Here is a 16,583-nt window from a genome sequence, read left to right as displayed (position 1 = left end):
ACCTTGTTTTTTTGTACTCACCCTGTCGCTAGCAGCCCAAGATAAATCAAACTGACGCTGAATAAACTCAGCAAGACACCCACTGCATGGCGACGATATCCGAGTAAAAGCAATGGTAGCGTGGCGATGCCAATCATCAAGACCCACCCCTCCCCTGCTGGACCACTGACCGGCAGTTGCCCTAGCGTCGGTTGTTCCAGACGACTGAGTGAAGCGCTCGCCATGAACAGCAATACTAAAATGATACTCTCCATCCGGAGTAGTGGACGCGGATCGTACGTTGAGTCGAAACGCAACCGACGCCTTACGAGCGTTCCATTACAGAAGGCGTAGAACAAAAGTGGTAGCAGCAAGAGGTGCTTCAGCAACAACGCTTGACCGTATGGCACACCCCAGAGATTCGTATAGCGTTCAAGTGGAATCGCCAGTTGCATCAGTAACAGACCCGACAGGATGACACCCGTAAAGGCGATCCGGGCAAACGGACTGAACCAACTTAAAAAGGCAGACCAATGAGCGGTCGAGCGGGCACCGATGGCTATCCAAAACACGACACCGATCCATGCTGTCACACATAAGAAGTGACTAAATTGAAGCGTCCACCCGAGCGCACCGTATTTGGCCGCCGCATGACTTGTTCCTGCGATACCAATCCATAACGGGATCGTCAAGAGTGCGAGCAGGATGGACCGTCGCTTTTGCCATGCGAATACGATCAACAGGAGTAAAGCAGAGAAGTAAACGACAAGAAACATCCGACCGATATGCAACTCCAGTAACCCCGTTCGTAGAGCTTCTGTCATCGTTTGCGTCGAAAGTAGAAAACGAACGGCACCAAAGACCGGGATGCTCGTTCCAAGAACGAGCATCCCGAGTCCCGCTACCGCCCACGACGTACCGTCCATTAATGGCGGTTTCCGTTTCCTTGGGATGAAGCATAATACCAAATAGCCCATCCAAAGCGCTCCACCCATGTAGACGAGTAGTTCTCCTAGAAACGCACTCATGTCGTGCGACGACGTAACAAGAGAAGGATGACGATACTGATTAACAGTCCCCCGACGATCCATGGGAGCAGTGTCGGAACGAGTCCTTTTGAAACTGGCTCCGCTTCAGGAACGACTGCTGCTTTTGTTTCCATCGGCTCAGCCTTTTCTACGGTGCTTGTTTCAGCTTTTGCCTCACCTAGTACCGTAAAACGAATCGTTCCTTTAACGGGATGACCATCATCTGAAATCGATGCCCACTTGATCGTATATTTTCCTTCCGTTAAAGGCTCTGAGACGACAGCACTCAGTTCATTTCCGATGATGAGCGGTTTTGCGAGAGACTGTTCGACGCCATTCGCGTCTACTACACGTAAGGTGCTTGTTTTTTCAACAGCCTCACTGAACGTCAAGCGGATTCGATCGACGGGTTCAGATAATGCCGATCCCTCTGCCGGATTCGAGCTTTTTAAACTCGTATGTGCTTCGACCGATATGGGCAACAGACAAACGAGGAATAGGAGTACAAATCGGATGATGCGCATGTCGTTTACCTCCTTTCTGCTTGATGTGTACAAGAAAACCCGCTGTTGCCAGCGGGTCGTCCTTTATTGTTGCGGGCGACGACGGAGTGCGAAGAATCCAAGGATCGATGCTGCTGCGATACCAAGCAATGACCAGACGATACCTGTCGTCGATGCTTCTTCTTGCATACCACCGAGACCTGTGTTTGGCATTCCAGGCGCACCTTTGAATTTATCTGGGAACTGATCGACGATTGCTGTCGCAGTTCCTTCCCCTACGCCGTACATATGCGCGTACGCTTCGCGAATTGCTGGGTACGTTTTATCGTAATCTTTTTCATTGTAGCTATTGAAGGCAAGTAAGAGCTGGTCAATGTGAACCTTCAATCCTTCTTCCAAATCTTTCGCTTTCAAGCGTCCTTCTGTTGCTGCATCAAGGAATGCTGCCTGTTCGACACGGTACTCATCGAGTTCCTTCACAGCCATGTCGCGTGCTTGATCATCTTTCGCACCTGTTGCTTTGACATAGTCAACGAAGTAGCCGATGTGGCTCGACCAAATCTTCTTGAATTGTTGCGCTGCTTCACTACCATAAACAGAGCCAATCGAAGCTGTCAGGTCATCCGTATTTTGATTCAAGGCACCAGCTGCAGCGTCAAAGTCTTTTGCTCCGTCAATTCCTTTTTGCATCGCGAGCACTGCAAGCGCCGCGTGTTCAGAGAAGTTCCGGTTCAGTCCGGCACGGAGATCAGCTGCCGGTGTATCGACTTTCGTATTTTTGAATTTATCCGGGTACTGATCGACGATCGCACCAGATAATCCTTCTCCGACCATGTACATATGCTCGATTGCTTTCCGTAGATTGCTGTAGGTAGCATCATAATCGCCCGCTACATAGCTATCAAACGATGTTAACAGTTGCGTGATGTGGACTTTGAGTCCGCCTTCGAGATCCGCTGCCTTCAGACGCCCTTCTGTTGCTTTATCGAGGAACGCAGCCTGTTCGACGCGGTACTCATCAAGGTCTTTCAGCGCTTTTTGTTTCGCATCTTCGTCTTTGGCACCCGTCGCTTTGACGTAATCGACGAAGTAACCGATATGGCTCGCCCAGATTTCTTTGAAGGCAGCGCCTGCTTCTTCTCCGTAGACGGAACCAACAGCTGCCGCTAAATCATCCGTGTTTTGATTCAAGGCACCGGCTGCCTGCTCAAAATCTTCTTTACCATCGATCCCTTTTTGCATTGCAACGACTGCGAGATACGCGTGTTCAGATAGAATTTGATCGAGTGTCGCTCGTAAATCCGATGCTGGAGATGAGACATCGAGGGAGACTTTTCCTGAACTATGAGACATCTTACTATGGTCCTCATGACCATGTGCACTAACACCTGCTGCTGGAATCAACAATGCGGCACTAAGCGGAACAGCGAGATACGACTTTTTCATCTTCATCTTATGAACACCCCTTTGATTTTTTGGACTTCACATAGATAACGTAAGGAGTTCACGAATGGTTTTATCTTTTTACATTTTTTATTTAAAATATTTTTTCTGACGAAATAAACTTATGCAGCACTTTCATTATTTTTTAGTTTTTATTTACTCATTTCGCGAAACAGCCAACTTATTTTCTAATCATTTCATTAGAATCTTCTTATAACCTCATCTTTTATCTTTTATAGAACAGGAGTGGACTTATGAAACGGATTGTCATTGGCGCAGTACTTGCTTCGCTCGTCGTCTCGCAAGCAGTTGGACCTGTCGAAGCAAAAAGTAAAGCGAAGAAGAAACCTGTCGTGCAAGTCGATCGAGACAAAAATGGGATTCCAGATGCTTGGCAAAAACAATATCATTTGGGATATGGAAAACAAGTCGCGACAAAAGATCACGATCGCGACGGTTTGATGAATGCACAAGAGTATCAACTTCGCCTCAACCCTACAAAATCGGATTCGGACCGCGACGGAATCAAGGATGGGAAAGAAGATTCGGACCGCGACTTACTTACGAATCAACAAGAATACACAGCGCATCTAAATCCGTTGAAGAAGGATTCCGATCAAGATGGTATTTCTGATGATAAAGAAGATCAAGACAAAGATCGATTGACGACACGAGAAGAATTCATCGTGGGTACGCAGCCACTGAAAAATGATTCAGATCGTGACGGCATCAAAGATAACGAAGAGGACCGCGATCAAGATACGCTTCTGAATGAAGACGAGTTCGAACTTGGTTCTGATCCAACCAAAGCAGACAGCGATCAGGATGGGACTCGAGACGATCAGGAAGATACGGATCAAGACGGAGTTCAGAATGACCAAGAACTCAAACGGATCATGATCAAAGTGACGGATACGAATAAGAAAAAGTTCGAGTGGCGTTACAGTAATGAACATCAACGGAAAGAATTGCGCTTTATAGACGAGATCGGTATTACTGACGTTGCGACGTTAAAAGATCGTCTTCTCGTCACACCATCGATGACGGAAGAAGAATTATTAACGTTAGTCGCACAGGCACTTCAATTGCCAAACATCAAAACGTTACACGTCCAGATCAAGTTCTATAATGGACAGGAACTCGAATCAGAAGATGAGCACTCGGATGACGATGATTCTTCGGATGACTCAGAAGATGATGATCAAGATGATGATTCAGACGATCATGGAGACGATGACGGGGATGATCACGGAGATCATGGTGATGACGATTAATCGTCTATACGAAAAATGAGAGGACGGAATAGTATTCCACCCTCTCATTTTTTATTTCCTTATTCTTCAATGATGGTGACCGCTACTTCCGCCAGCTGGTTTTGCTCCACCTTGTAAGATTTTTAAATCTTCTTTCGATAACTCACCGACGATGAACTGCCGTGTTGGCATGATCATCGTACCTTCACTGCTTGCATGCGCTTTGACATAATACAAACCGGATTTCGGTAGTGCCTTCGCAATCGTATAGACACCTGGCTTTGTCTCCTCTGCCGGTTCCATACTATAGCGTACTGTTCCATCCGCTTTCCAGATTTCGAAATGTACATAATCGACTTTTTGAACCGGTTTGGCTTCACGCCAGACTGTTGCTTCAAACGTCTGCTTTTTCTTGGCATCCGGTTGTAAGTCCTTTGGGATATTCATTTTGATCGATAACGGCTTAGCTACGGCATACTGTTCTGCTGCATCGGAATCGACCGCACAGCCAGCAAGACTCGTCGTCGTGACGAGCAGTCCGCCGAGCATGAGTGTTTGTATCGATTTACGCATTGAAGAACCTCCTTACACTCGGAATACGACGGATGACGAGGAAATCGACCAGCCAGACGACGAGCAACGATAGACCGACGAGCGGGAAGACGATTCCCAGCACGACAAGCACAGCGAGGAATCCTTTCAACATGAATGCTTTCGGTCCTTTCGGTGCCCCCATTCCTGTGCTTGGTTTTCGTTTCAACCAGAGATAGAAACCACTGACCGCTACGAGAATGATTCCAAGACAAATCAATAGACTGATCAATTGGTTGAACCAGCCGAATTCAGTTCCTTTGTGAAGCGTGATTCCGGTCGCGACGATTTTACCGACGACTCCATAGTTGTCATAACGGTAGTCAGCGAGCACGGCACCGGAATATTGATCGAGATGGATCGTCGCTTCATTCTGTGCTTTCGCTGGATACGCGGACAGTGTATAAACACCGCTCGGATCGCTTGGAATACTAATTTTAAAGCTTGGGTCCATTCCCTGTTGTTTACCGATCGCAACGATGTCATCGATCGAAGCCGGAACAGCTCCTTCGACTTTTGACTGCGGAACATCAAGTGTTTCAGCAGCCCATGGGACTTCCGCAATATCCTTCGTTTGAAGCGTTGACGTCGGTGCCTCCCCACCCCAGATGGACGGGGGATAGCCCAGTCCTTGGTTCGTGACGAGGGACTGGAAGTTTGCTCCCCAGAAACCGGACCACGGTAAGCCAGTCAAGATCAGGAACAGCATCCCTGCTGTGATCCAGAATGCCGGAACGGCGTGGAGATCACGACGAAATAGCTTCTTTCCTTGACGCAATCGCGGAAACAATACGCCGGCCACCCCTTTTTCTTTACGCGGGAACCACAAGAATAATCCTGTCACGATCAAGACGATTGCCCAACAGGCAACGAGTTCAACGAATCGGTCGCCGGTCGTTCCCGCCATCAGTTCTCCGTGGATCTCTTCGATTTTATTCATGATCCGGTCATCGTCTGATAATGTTCCGATGATTTTCCCGGAATACGGATTGACGAAGACGGTCGCCGACATGTCTGGTGACGAAACCTTCACTTCACTGGATCGATTGTCGGATTCACCCGGTCGGTACGACGTGACGAGTGCATCGGGATACTTCGCTTTGACGCGATCGATCTGTTCCGTTGCCGTGATGCGATCTGCTTTTGGTGTAACTTCATAATACGATTGATACAGGACGTTTTCGATTTGCGGCTTAAAAAGATAAATGGATCCTGTCACAGCAAGCATGACGAGGAACGGCGCAAAAATGATACCAGTATAAAAGTGCCACCGCCAAATCGTCCGGTAAGCAGAAGAAGTCGGTGCTTTTTTGACCGTCTCTTCTGTCTGCATGAGATTCATATGTATCCTCCTCTAATAATAAATATGTCCACTCTGTGAACACCTCCTAGTATAAGCGTTTACAATCCAATTTCAGACACTTGCTTGTGACGATAAATTGCCAATACAGTGTGTAAATCACGTAGCTTTTAAGAAGTGAAAAACGTCTTTTTTTGACAATGATTTCACTTTTCTTGTAGATTACTTCTTATTTCAAAAAACTATCTTTATTCATAAAATCAAACTTCATCTAAAAAAGCGAATCCTGATCTGGATTCGCTTGCTCGTGTGATGTTTTTATATTGAAGAACTTTCCTCGACTGATTCCTTTTGACGCCGATGATGCACGATACCAATTACGGCAATACCGATTACGATGATCAAGACAGAGCCGACGATTCCTGGATTCACCTGAAGCCAGTTCCACAGTTCCGACCAGGTGACGGCTTCTCCGATCCGGACGATTAAAAAGGTCCAAAGACCGGTATAAACGCCTGCCGCTAAGAACGTCATCACTAAATAGCGTGGTAACGGATAACCAAGAAGTCCGGCGACATAATGAATCGGATGTCTGACGCCGGGTAAGAAGAACGATAGTCCAATCGCCCATAATCCGCGTCGTTCGATGATCGTTTCTGCTCGTTCCAAGAAACGTGACTTCATCCACCGTTTGACGAGCGGAATCTCACGGAAGAACCGTGCAAGTAAATAAAACCATGTAAAAGCAATGAAGAAAACCGGCCATGCGGTCAACCAAATGACGACCGGGTACATTCCCTCCCGTAAACGTAATGCCGCAAAACTCATCATCAAGACATCGTCCGACAATGGGGTGAACATGATTCCGCCAGCCAGGCGGACGAGTGCCATGATATCCATCACGTATCCCTTCTTTCTGTTTCTCTCTATATTCAGTATCCCCGATTTTTCTGAAGTTGAGCCCTACCCATTTCTTAAGTTCTTCTTTAGCTTTACTTTTTCGATCAATATGAATCATCATCGATGACTGAAAATCATTCACACCATATGACATGTAGACGCAATCGATTCATAAAACATTCTTTTCCTACATCGAGAAAAAGGGTTTCATCCATCCGTTCGAGAAGGGGTACAACGTACATCTGAACGCTCATCTGATAGGAGGAATTTCCATGTTACATCGCCGGAAGACCTATACGATTCGTCCCGAACGCCTAGAAGAATTCACTGAGTTTTTCCATACCTATTTGTACCCGCTTCAAGTCAGCCATGGTGCCCGTCTTGTTGGGCGCTGGGTGACGGAAGCAGAAGATGAAGTCATCGCCATCTGGGAATACCGTGACCGCGAACACTTCGAACAAGTCGATCGTGATGTCCGCAACAGTGCCTTACGTCGTGAAGCGATGAAGAAGCGCGCACGCCTCGGCAAAAACCTTTATATCAAATCGTATGAAGATTTTATGACAGCGACCGGTACGTATGCTCCCCCTCGCGCGATCGTCAGCGTGACCGCGTATATCACGAACGATGCCGGTGAAGTTCTCCTCGTCCGTAACCTGCATCGTGGTGATACGTACGAGATGCCGGGTGGACAAGTCGAGAATCATGAGTCAATTCTTGACGCCATCAAACGCGAAGTCAAAGAAGAGACCGGTGTCGATGTCTCAATCGATGGTATCACCGGTATTTATCAAAATGTCTCAAGCCATGTCCTGTGCGTCTGCTTCCGCGGAAAAGCCGTCGGTGGTGAACTCGCGACCCAAGAAGGCGAAACGACGGATGTCGGCTTCTTCCCGCTGACACGTGACTCGCTGAGTGAGTATATCAAACGCGAACACTTCCAGTTGCGGACGCTTGATGCGATGGATCCGCACTACTTCCCACATGCCTTATATAAAGTTAGACCGTATGAACTGATTAGCCGGTACGACGGTAATACAACGTCGTCTTCACGGTAAACCAAAAATCCCCTTACAGTATTTTCACTGCAAGGGGATTTTTTCGGTTACGTTGTCAATCGAGCAGTAATTCCGGCATCATCGGTGACATAGACATCGCCTGCTTGATCAGTAACGGTATAAGCGGAAGACTTCAGCGCCTCGATCGCTGCTTGAAGCGTCGCTTGATCCGGATAACGCAGCGTCCAGTAGACGAGTCCGACCGCATCTTCCGGATTCGTTGGTGCGTTGACACCAGACCAGACGTTCAAACCGATGTGATGGTGGTAACCGCCCGCAGCAACGAACAATGCACGCATTCGCGAAGCGTCAGCGGCAACTTCAAAACCGAGCGTCTCGACATAAAATGTCCGCGCTGCTTCGAGTGTCTTGACGTGGAAATGCACATGTCCCATGACCGTATCGCTCGGCATGCCATACCAATCCTCTTCTCCAGCTTCGACAAGCATGCTTTGCCAATCGACGGGATCCGTCGTCATCTTGACGTCTCCATTGGCTTCGTATGTCCACGTCTCACGCGGACGATCGGCATAAATCTCAATTCCGTTCCCATCTGGATCCGATAGGTAAAAGGCTTCACTGACAAGATGGTCGCCTTGACCAATCTCAATCCCTTGTTCGATCAAATTCCGGATGACGAAACCGAGTTCTTTTCGGTTCGGTAGCAAAATCGCAAAATGATATAACCCGGCGACTGAGTTCGGTGGAAAACGGCGGGCATTCGGATGAACTTCAAGTTCAACGAGTGGTGTATCTTGTGCGCCAAGTACCGTTAGCTGATCCGTTTGTGTCAGCACGCGTAATCCGAGTGACGTTGTATAAAATGAAATTGAACGGTCCAGGTCTGTGATACGCAAGCGAACAGGACCGAGTGTGATCTGTGGGTGAATCGACATGTTGTTTCCTCCTTCAATGAAATAGCTCGTATCCCTATTATTACGCGGAAGCGATCGAAGCGGAAGTAGGCACGAATAAGTGGTATAGTATCCTAAACGATACCATGAAGGAGGAAGACCGATGGAAGAGACACCAAGCTGTCGCGTCGAGACAGCACTCGAAATCTTGACCGGAAAATGGAAGCCGTCGATTTTACTCGTCTTGATCACACACGGAACACTTCGCTTCAGTGAATTGAAACGCCAATTGCCGAACATTACGCAAAAGATGCTGACGGCTCAACTGCGTGAACTTGAACTGAACGATATCGTCCATCGCGAAATTTATCAGGAAGTTCCACCCCGCGTCGAGTACTCGCTGACGGATTATGGTCGGACGCTCATTCCAGTTCTTGACGCCATCAATGCATGGGGTGAACAACATGTCATTCATCTTGAACAGAAAGAAAAACTCGCTTCCGCTTCCCAATGAGGAATCCATTTCGATGTGATTTCTCATTTTTTATGGAATAAACTGTCTATTATCACGTATACTGACGTAATAGACTTCTGTTTTTTGAAAGGAATGAGTCCTCATGCATCAACTTCATGCGATCGAGCAACTGGTTGCTCGACTCAAACAAGATCCTGCAGTCGAAGCCATCTTCTTGAAAGGATCCTTCGGACGGGGAGAAGAAGATGTTCATTCAGACATCGATTTGTACTGTCTCGTCTCAGAAGAACGTCAAACAAAATTCTTATCGCGTCGTTTGTCCCATCTTTCTACTTATCGTTCAATCATCTGGAAAGATGAGATCGACATCATCGCACCACAAATGATCGTCGTCTATGATGATCTCCTACATATTGATTTATTCACGGTGACGCTCGATTCGCTGAACCACAAGGATCAATTGCGCGTCTTGTATGATCCACAAGAACAGTTGACAGACTTTACCGATACATGTGACTTAACGCTTTCTGCTCAAGAAGCGACCGATGAAGCAATCGATGCCGTCTGGTTCTTGTTCCAATATAAAAAAGCAGCCGCTCGGGGGAATGACTTATGGGCAGTCGAGATGCTCCGTAGCGCCTTGATCAAGTTCGCAAAAGTATTACTCCATCATCATGTTCCTGAACGAGCGCAACTCGGATTAAAGACGATTCCGACGACATTGCCAGACCATCCACGCCTTGCTCTTGAAGCAATCTACGACGTCCTGACACCTGCAACGCACGCTGAAGCGGCTCAACGTTATTTGGCTTGTTTAGAAACTGAACGAAACGCGCTCGACCAGACGCTTGCCTCTCATCCAGAGACGCTCGCTTTACTCGATCGATTAACGCCTGAACTATCGATCCAACAATTAAAACGATAACGACAAAGGAGTAGCAGGCATTTGCCCGCTACTCCTTTGTCTGCTCACTAATCATCGTGTCAATTGAATCTCCTTCGATTGTCCACCTGCCCAGCCAAAGCCAGATGAGACTTCAAGCATTGGATTTTTGACCTGTTTCGGTAATTCAAAGACGATATTGCCGGTTTTTTCGATGTTCGGATTGATCGTCTCTAAGAAGAAGCCCATCCCGTCTTCATTTGCATAGAGATCAAGTTCCGTATCGGCTGAGTATTCCGTATCGCCGACATTGACTTTAAACATATTGCTGTCGACGAACCGTTCTTCCTTGTCTCCATTTAGAATCGTCAACCCGATGACTAAGAATTGTCCTGACGTTTTCTTTTCGCCGAGGACGTTCGACAACGAATCGACCATCTTGACGTCATTGACGACATACGTCAGTTTCCCGACCTTCACCTGATCGTTGATGCCATAGGTTTTCTTGACCGGCTTCGCCGCTGCTTTTGCTTTCACTGGTTTTGCTTCTGATTTGACTGCTTCTTGTTCGACCTCTACTTTTTTCTCCGGTGCTCCTTGTTCTTCGTCATCTCCTAGATTCCCGAGAATGACTGCGCCAATCACGATAATTCCTGCCCACTTCAATCCTTTTTTCATGTTACTTCCTCCTTTTAATGTGGCTGACTCACGTCTGATAGCCCTAGTATAGGAAGAAGCAACCCCTTATCCTTTACACTTTTTTAACCAGGTCTTTTTTTGTTTCAGGTTAGAAAAATAGATTGACAACACACAAAAAAGAGCGCTGAATTCAGCGCTCTCTTGCTCCTTATTCTCCTTTGACCCGGATGACGATTTTTCCTTTTGCGTGCCCTTCTTCGCCATAATCATGTGCTTCCTTGATTTGATCCAGATCAAAAATCCGATCAACGACAGGTTGTAGCTCGCCACGCTCGACCGCTTTAGCGATATGCCGCAAACGTTCACCGGTCGGTTGCATGAAGACATATGCAGATCGTGCATTATGTTGCTTCGCTTGCTCTTCATCCGGTGGTGTAGAAATCGAGACGAGCATGCCGTTCGGCTTCAGCATCTGATACAGTTCCCCTTGCTTGTCGCCGCCCATTGTATCGAATACAAAATCGACGTCGCGAACACGATCCGCCGGATTTTCCTGTTTGTAGTCGATGACTTCGTCGGCTCCAAGTGCTTTTACCCAGTCAACGTTTTTCGTACTTGTTGACGTAATAACGTACAAACCATTCGCTTTCGCGAGTTGAATCGCGACGGTTCCGACACCCCCTGATCCGGCACCAATGAAGATCCGGTCACCCGGCTTCGCATCCATCACTTCGAACATGACCTGCCATGCTGTATGCGAGACGAGTGGCAGAGACGCTGCTTCTGCGAAACTGAGCGATTCTGGTTTTTTCACAACTAAATGCGCATCGACTGCGACGTACTCTGCATACGTCCCTTGACGAGCGATTTCCGGACGACTGAAGACAGCGTCCCCGACTTGAAGATCGGAGACCTTCGCTCCGACTTCCTGAATCACGCCAGCAACGTCCCAACCGATGACGAGCGGCATTTCGTAGCTCAACATCTGACGCAAGTAGCCTTCGCGTAGTTTCCAATCGACCGGGTTCACACTCGCGGCATAGACTTCGATTAAGACATCATCCGGTCCGATGACTGGCTTTTCCAGTTCTCCAACCTTGAATTGTTCCGATCCACCATACTGTTCAATGTAAGCTGCCTTCATCCGTTGACTCCTCCTTCAATATTCGTTCCCTATCTTCTTCCCCGTCCGTTCCACCGACAAACAGTCTGAAGATGCACAACAGCTCCCCATCGATCGATGAGGAGCTGTTTCTTAGCCATTCGTTTGCTGAAGGGTTGATGCCGTCTCGTTCAAGGCATGAATCGCCTGTTGCAGTTCCATGACCTGACCGACTTGGTGACGTGTCAGACCGGATAACGACTCACTTTGTGCGAGCAAGGCGTTCATGAACGTGTCGAGTTGACCGGCTGCTGTCGTGATAGCAACAAGACTGTTCGTCATCGTCGCGAACTGGGTCTGTGCCGACTGGATCGAACCAACGACTTCCGTTGCATCTGTTTCGATCGTTTGCAACGCTAACTGACTCTCTGCCATGCGTTCTTCCTGCTCACGTAACAGTGTCGTACTGGCATGAATCGAGTTACCGGTTTGTGTGACGTCTTGATCGACACGTTCGATAATCGCATTGATTTCTTTTGACGCTTCTGCCGTCTGCGCTGACAGGTTGCGAATTTCTTGCGCGACGACCGTGAAGCCTTTTCCGAACTCACCAGCGCGGGCTGCTTCGATCGACGCGTTAAGACTGAGCAAGTTTGTCTGAGCCGCAATTGCATTAATGCTCGACGTAATCGCGACGATTTCTTGGAAACGTCCAGCGAGCTGTCCGAACGACGTGACCGACTCATCCATGCTCGTCGTCAATTGTTGCAAGGATTGTCCAGCTAGACCAATCGTCTGCCTGCTTCGTTCAGCGGTTGTCCGCGATGAGGAACTCCGCTCGAGGGCGCGATCGACTGAAACCGTCACATCCTCCATCCGGTTGACTTGCTGGTCATTCAATTGGCGAATTTCACGAATCGCTTGGACGCTTCCTGCTGCATCATGTGCCAGCTGTTGCATCGCCATATCAACCTGACTGAAAGAATCCTTCGCCGCGTCGACCGTTTCACTCATCTCTTCTGTGAACGTCGTTACTTCCGTTGCTGTTGCTGCCGTTTGCTCAAGGGCGACTTGCGACGTTGCCGCGTAAGCTTCCGATCGCTCTTGTTCTTGACGAACTGCCTGCATGACGTTTCGTCCAAAAACGGCAACGAAGACAGCCGCTGAGAAGATCATCAAATAGATGACATACGCGACGATCAAGTCGAATGTGTTCGTAAAGACAATCGTTCCGTTGGCTGTGAATAACGCCATTTCAAGTAGTCCGAAAATCCCAGCCAGAACGACGAGACGCGGAATCAAATAGACGATTGAAATCGTCAAATAAAGGTAAGCAATCGTCCAGATGATTGGGGACGGTAATGTCATCAAAACTAAGGCGAGGACGAGATACGTTAATGTCACTTGAACATATTTCCCACTCGGACGATGTCCGAGTAGCCGGTTGCCGACCAGCAACGCGACCGCCAAGATCAGACCACCGACTAAAAACTGATAGAACACACTGATTGGAACGTAATTCATTTGGGCAAATACGAAAATCAACGGATGCGCAATTGTAATCAACGTTGCAATCAGACGGGATAAAATCTTTGTACTTTGTTGCTCGAGGGGAGATACCATCTTGTTCAAACTCCTTCATCATAGTAAAGTCATACAATTGTTCATCGGCAGAAAGAATTCAATCGTTAAGTCTCTCCGATGACTTTTTTTCTTGACGCTTTCTTGAGAGCGGGAGTACGGTTAACGTAGACTTTTTTCAGAAAAGAGGATTCCTATGCTCTATGTACTCGTAGGTCTCGCAGGTGTTCTCGGTGCCTCTGCACGTTATGGACTTGGACTGCTGATTGGCGACTTTACGAACGGTCCGTTTCCGTGGCCCACGCTTGCGATCAACTTGATCGGTAGCTTTCTGCTCGGCTACGCGACACACTTTTTATTTCGAACGAAACTCTTGCATCAATATGCGATCACAGCCATCGGAACAGGCTTCATCGGCTCATTTACGACGTTTTCGACATTTAGCGTCGAGACCGTGACCTTACTCAACGAACATCATCTAGCGGACGCGTTCCTCTATATGCTCGTCAGCCTATTCGGCGGTCTGTTCCTGTCTTATCTTGGTTACGCGCTTGGGACACGACGACTGCGATACGTGACGAAAGGACGTGGGTGAATGGAATTACTCGCCCTTGCCATCGGTGCTTTTTGTGGTGCTATCAGTCGGTTTGCCGTCAGTCAATGGATGAAGACGTTTTGGAAACGCGAATTTCCTCTGGCGACGTTCCTGATTAATGTACTCGGTTCGTTTTTACTCGGACTCGTCATCGGTGCGCATCTGGATACGACATGGACTTTACTCTTAGGTACCGGTTTCCTTGGATCGTTTACAACGTTCTCGACGTTTAAAATCGAGACATTACAGTTATTTCAGGACGGAAATCGTAAAGTACTTACTCTCTATCTCATCTCGAGCTACGGTTTCGGAATTCTTGCAGCTTTCCTTGGAATCACACTTACAGCTTGAACGAAACAAGAGGCGACGGAAAAATCCGTCGCCTCTTGTCGTATCCGTTTTAATTTAATCATTCATCCAGAATAGACCGACTGTTTCTGCTCCAGCATGTGTTCCAATTGCTGGTCCGAACGTGCCTTCAAGAATCGTCAAATCCGGGAACTTCGCTGCGACTTGTTGCCGCAGTTCCGTTGCCATTTCCGGTGCCATCGTCGTCGCGACATAAATCCGGTTCTTGTAGAACGTGTGCTGACGCATCGATTCATCGATTTGTTTAACCATTTCGATGTAAGCTTTCTTTAAAGAACGTGCTTTTTTGAATGGTACGATTTTTCCTGCTTCATCCGTCGTGATGATCGGTTTGATGCTGAGTAGGTTCGCAAGGAACAAGTCACCGGATGAGACACGTCCACCCCGGCGCATCGTTTCCATATTACCGACGATCATATAGAAATGGGTCTTTTTCGTCAACGCTTGTAAGGCTGCGACGATTTCCTCGACGGATTTCCCCTGTGCCGCGAGCTCCATCCCGTAACGAATGAACTCTTGTTGGTTCTCAAACGCCGTATGAGAGTCGATGATATGAACGGGGAAGCTGGCTGCTTCCGCTGCTGATGCTGAACTTTGGACGGTACTCGATAATCCATTCGTACAGTGCACTGCAATTGCACAGTCATAACCTTCTTCTTTCAGACGTTCATATGTTCCAACGAACTCCCCAAAAATTGGTTGTGATGTTTTGGCAATCAGCTTTTTGTCCGCATCTAGGGCACGGAACAATCGCTCGACCGTGATCGCATTCTCTTGATACGCCGTATCACCGAGTAAGATTTGAATCGGTACGACATTGACGCCGATCGCTTCTGCCTCTTCTTTCGTGAAATAGGCCATACTATCGGTCACCCATGCTATTTTAGTCATTTTCCTTAGCCTCCGTTAGATTCTTCTCGCTTTATCCTACCATATACAGAAGTGGAAATCGCAAGAAACGTCATGACATCATCTGAAAATGAAACGATGTACGCTTATGATAGTGCTCATCGGCATGCAAGACGACGGAAGGAAAATTCGGTTGGTTGATCGCATCCGGTAATCCTTGTGTCTCAAAGCAGATTCCGAGGTACGGTGTTGCTCGTCTTCCGCAAATCGTAAACTCACCCGACAAATGATTAGCGGTGTAGACGACGACTCCCGGTTGATCCGTCACGACGCGCAATCGCCGCCCACTGATTGGTTCGTCGAGAACGATTTCTCCACCCTCTCTAAGCAGGAAGGGGTGATCGACACCACTACCTGCTTGGCGGAGTTGTTCGTCTGATGCATGTGTCACTTCATGTAACGGGCGGGTATCGAGAAAATCAAAGACGGTGTCTGTCACCGGGAGAATGTCACCGGTCGGTACCGCATCTTTCGTCAACGGAACATAAAAAGGTGCATCCATTCGTAACAGATGCTGTTCGATCGTCGTTTTTGCCTCACCCGTCAAATTAAAGTACGTATGATTCGTCGGACTGAATGGTGTCGAAGCTGTCGTCTCCGCTTCATAATGGATATGCAGGATGTTCTCGTCTGTCCATTCGAAGGTCAGCGTGAACGACAAATGACCCGGATACCCGTTCTCACCACTTGGACTATCTAAACGTAGAACAAGTTTGTCGTCGTTGATTTCGTGCGTGAACATCCGGTTCGCCCAATTTTCGCTTCCCCCATGGAGGTGATGCTCGCCCTCATTTTGTTCGAGTACATACGTCATTCCTTCTAGCGCAAACGCGCCGTTTGCGATTCGCCCTCCGACCCGCCCGATCGTTGCACCTAAGTGATGCGGATCATCTTGGTATTCTGATAGGTCGTCAAACGCGAGTACGACATTTTCGATTATTCCATGTTGATCCGGAACCCGGATGGCAAGAATTTTTGCGCCTCGGTTCAAGATATCGATACTATGCCCATGCACATTCTCTAACGTGAATCGTAACAAGGACTGATCACCTAGTTGTCCCACTTCTGTTGTTGTAATCATCATCTGCTTCCTCCTGTACGATACATTTTCCTGTTTTCGT

18 protein-coding genes are annotated in these 16,583 nt (G+C 47.9%); 6 read left to right on the top strand and 12 right to left on the bottom strand.

Going from position 1 to position 16,583, the window contains the following annotated elements; translation table 11 throughout:
* Window positions 1-17: 17 nt before the first annotated feature.
* The 3 genes from ESP131_RS03930 to ESP131_RS03920 form a co-directional block, all read right to left on the bottom strand.
* Window positions 18-1,070, bottom strand: coding sequence for a copper resistance D family protein (locus tag ESP131_RS03930; protein ID WP_081834762.1), 1,053 nt, complete (start codon window positions 1,068-1,070; stop codon window positions 18-20).
* Complete coding sequence (locus ESP131_RS03925; protein WP_064300536.1) at window positions 1,004-1,531, bottom strand: copper resistance CopC family protein; 528 nt, start codon at window positions 1,529-1,531, stop codon at window positions 1,004-1,006. Before ESP131_RS03925 ends, ESP131_RS03930 begins: the two co-directional genes overlap by 67 nt.
* A gap of 63 nt (window positions 1,532-1,594) precedes the next feature.
* A complete protein-coding gene (locus ESP131_RS03920; protein ID WP_069940198.1) occupies window positions 1,595-2,962 on the bottom strand; it encodes a copper amine oxidase in 1,368 nt (455 codons plus the stop codon).
* Between the two features lie 245 nt (window positions 2,963-3,207).
* Between ESP131_RS03920 and ESP131_RS03915 the strand changes: the two genes are divergently transcribed.
* Window positions 3,208-4,227, top strand: coding sequence for a hypothetical protein (locus ESP131_RS03915; RefSeq protein ID WP_069940197.1), 1,020 nt, complete (start codon window positions 3,208-3,210; stop codon window positions 4,225-4,227).
* Window positions 4,228-4,293: 66 nt separating this feature from the next.
* Here ESP131_RS03915 and ESP131_RS03910 read toward each other — a convergent pair whose 3' ends face one another.
* The 3 genes from ESP131_RS03910 to ESP131_RS03900 form a co-directional block, all read right to left on the bottom strand.
* Window positions 4,294-4,779 carry a FixH family protein gene (locus ESP131_RS03910; protein ID WP_050676872.1) on the bottom strand — a complete coding sequence of 162 codons (486 nt, stop codon included), beginning with the start codon at window positions 4,777-4,779 and terminating at the stop codon, window positions 4,294-4,296.
* Window positions 4,772-6,139, bottom strand: coding sequence for a PepSY-associated TM helix domain-containing protein (locus ESP131_RS03905; protein ID WP_029343245.1), 1,368 nt, complete (start codon window positions 6,137-6,139; stop codon window positions 4,772-4,774). The genes ESP131_RS03910 and ESP131_RS03905 overlap by 8 nt, the downstream gene beginning before the upstream one ends.
* 276 nt (window positions 6,140-6,415) lie before the next feature.
* Complete coding sequence (locus ESP131_RS03900; RefSeq protein ID WP_029343244.1) at window positions 6,416-6,997, bottom strand: DedA family protein; 582 nt, start codon at window positions 6,995-6,997, stop codon at window positions 6,416-6,418.
* A gap of 272 nt (window positions 6,998-7,269) precedes the next feature.
* On the opposite strand from ESP131_RS03900, the gene ESP131_RS16495 reads away from it, so the two are divergent.
* A complete protein-coding gene (locus ESP131_RS16495) occupies window positions 7,270-8,055 on the top strand; it encodes an NUDIX domain-containing protein (protein ID WP_052169406.1) in 786 nt (261 codons plus the stop codon).
* A gap of 47 nt (window positions 8,056-8,102) precedes the next feature.
* On the opposite strand, the gene ESP131_RS03890 is transcribed toward ESP131_RS16495, so the two are convergent.
* Entirely contained in the window at window positions 8,103-8,951 is an 849-nt protein-coding gene (locus tag ESP131_RS03890; protein WP_058704653.1) for a VOC family protein, read from the bottom strand.
* Window positions 8,952-9,072: 121 nt separating this feature from the next.
* Here ESP131_RS03890 and ESP131_RS03885 point away from each other — a divergent pair, with 121 nt between their 5' ends.
* Both ESP131_RS03885 and ESP131_RS03880 read left to right on the top strand, forming a co-directional pair.
* Entirely contained in the window at window positions 9,073-9,423 is a 351-nt protein-coding gene (locus tag ESP131_RS03885) for a winged helix-turn-helix transcriptional regulator (protein WP_053452464.1), read from the top strand.
* 103 nt (window positions 9,424-9,526) lie between these two features.
* Window positions 9,527-10,309, top strand: coding sequence for a nucleotidyltransferase domain-containing protein (locus tag ESP131_RS03880; RefSeq protein WP_069940196.1), 783 nt, complete (start codon window positions 9,527-9,529; stop codon window positions 10,307-10,309).
* A 51-nt stretch (window positions 10,310-10,360) separates the two neighbouring features.
* Here the strand turns inward: ESP131_RS03880 and ESP131_RS03875 are convergent, their stop codons facing one another.
* The 3 genes from ESP131_RS03875 to ESP131_RS03865 form a co-directional block, all read right to left on the bottom strand.
* Complete coding sequence (locus tag ESP131_RS03875) at window positions 10,361-10,945, bottom strand: DUF4352 domain-containing protein (RefSeq protein ID WP_052169407.1); 585 nt, start codon at window positions 10,943-10,945, stop codon at window positions 10,361-10,363.
* A 169-nt stretch (window positions 10,946-11,114) separates the two neighbouring features.
* Window positions 11,115-12,050: an NADP-dependent oxidoreductase gene (locus ESP131_RS03870; RefSeq protein ID WP_069940195.1), complete on the bottom strand. Its 936-nt coding sequence runs from the start codon at window positions 12,048-12,050 to the stop codon at window positions 11,115-11,117.
* Window positions 12,051-12,161: 111 nt separating this feature from the next.
* Window positions 12,162-13,631 (bottom strand): methyl-accepting chemotaxis protein, encoded by a 1,470-nt coding sequence (locus tag ESP131_RS03865; RefSeq protein ID WP_069940194.1) that lies wholly within the window; start codon window positions 13,629-13,631, stop codon window positions 12,162-12,164.
* A gap of 154 nt (window positions 13,632-13,785) precedes the next feature.
* Here ESP131_RS03865 and crcB (ESP131_RS03860) point away from each other — a divergent pair, with 154 nt between their 5' ends.
* Both crcB (ESP131_RS03860) and crcB (ESP131_RS03855) read left to right on the top strand, forming a co-directional pair.
* Complete coding sequence (gene crcB, locus ESP131_RS03860) at window positions 13,786-14,184, top strand: fluoride efflux transporter CrcB (protein ID WP_029343235.1); 399 nt, start codon at window positions 13,786-13,788, stop codon at window positions 14,182-14,184.
* Window positions 14,185-14,535, top strand: coding sequence for a fluoride efflux transporter CrcB (gene crcB, locus ESP131_RS03855; RefSeq protein ID WP_029343234.1), 351 nt, complete (start codon window positions 14,185-14,187; stop codon window positions 14,533-14,535). It begins immediately after the preceding gene.
* 54 nt (window positions 14,536-14,589) lie between these two features.
* Here the strand turns inward: crcB (ESP131_RS03855) and ESP131_RS03850 are convergent, their stop codons facing one another.
* Window positions 14,590-15,444: a DegV family protein gene (locus tag ESP131_RS03850; protein WP_029343233.1), complete on the bottom strand. Its 855-nt coding sequence runs from the start codon at window positions 15,442-15,444 to the stop codon at window positions 14,590-14,592.
* 70 nt (window positions 15,445-15,514) lie between these two features.
* A complete protein-coding gene (locus tag ESP131_RS03845; RefSeq protein ID WP_029343232.1) occupies window positions 15,515-16,546 on the bottom strand; it encodes an aldose epimerase family protein in 1,032 nt (343 codons plus the stop codon).
* Window positions 16,547-16,583 lie beyond the last annotated feature (37 nt).

Source organism: Exiguobacterium sp. U13-1, assembly GCF_001750115.1.
GTDB classification, from domain to species: domain Bacteria; phylum Bacillota; class Bacilli; order Exiguobacteriales; family Exiguobacteriaceae; genus Exiguobacterium_A; species Exiguobacterium_A acetylicum.
The sequence above is the reverse complement of the archived record's forward strand: the minus strand, read 5'-3'. Positions and strand labels throughout refer to the sequence as shown.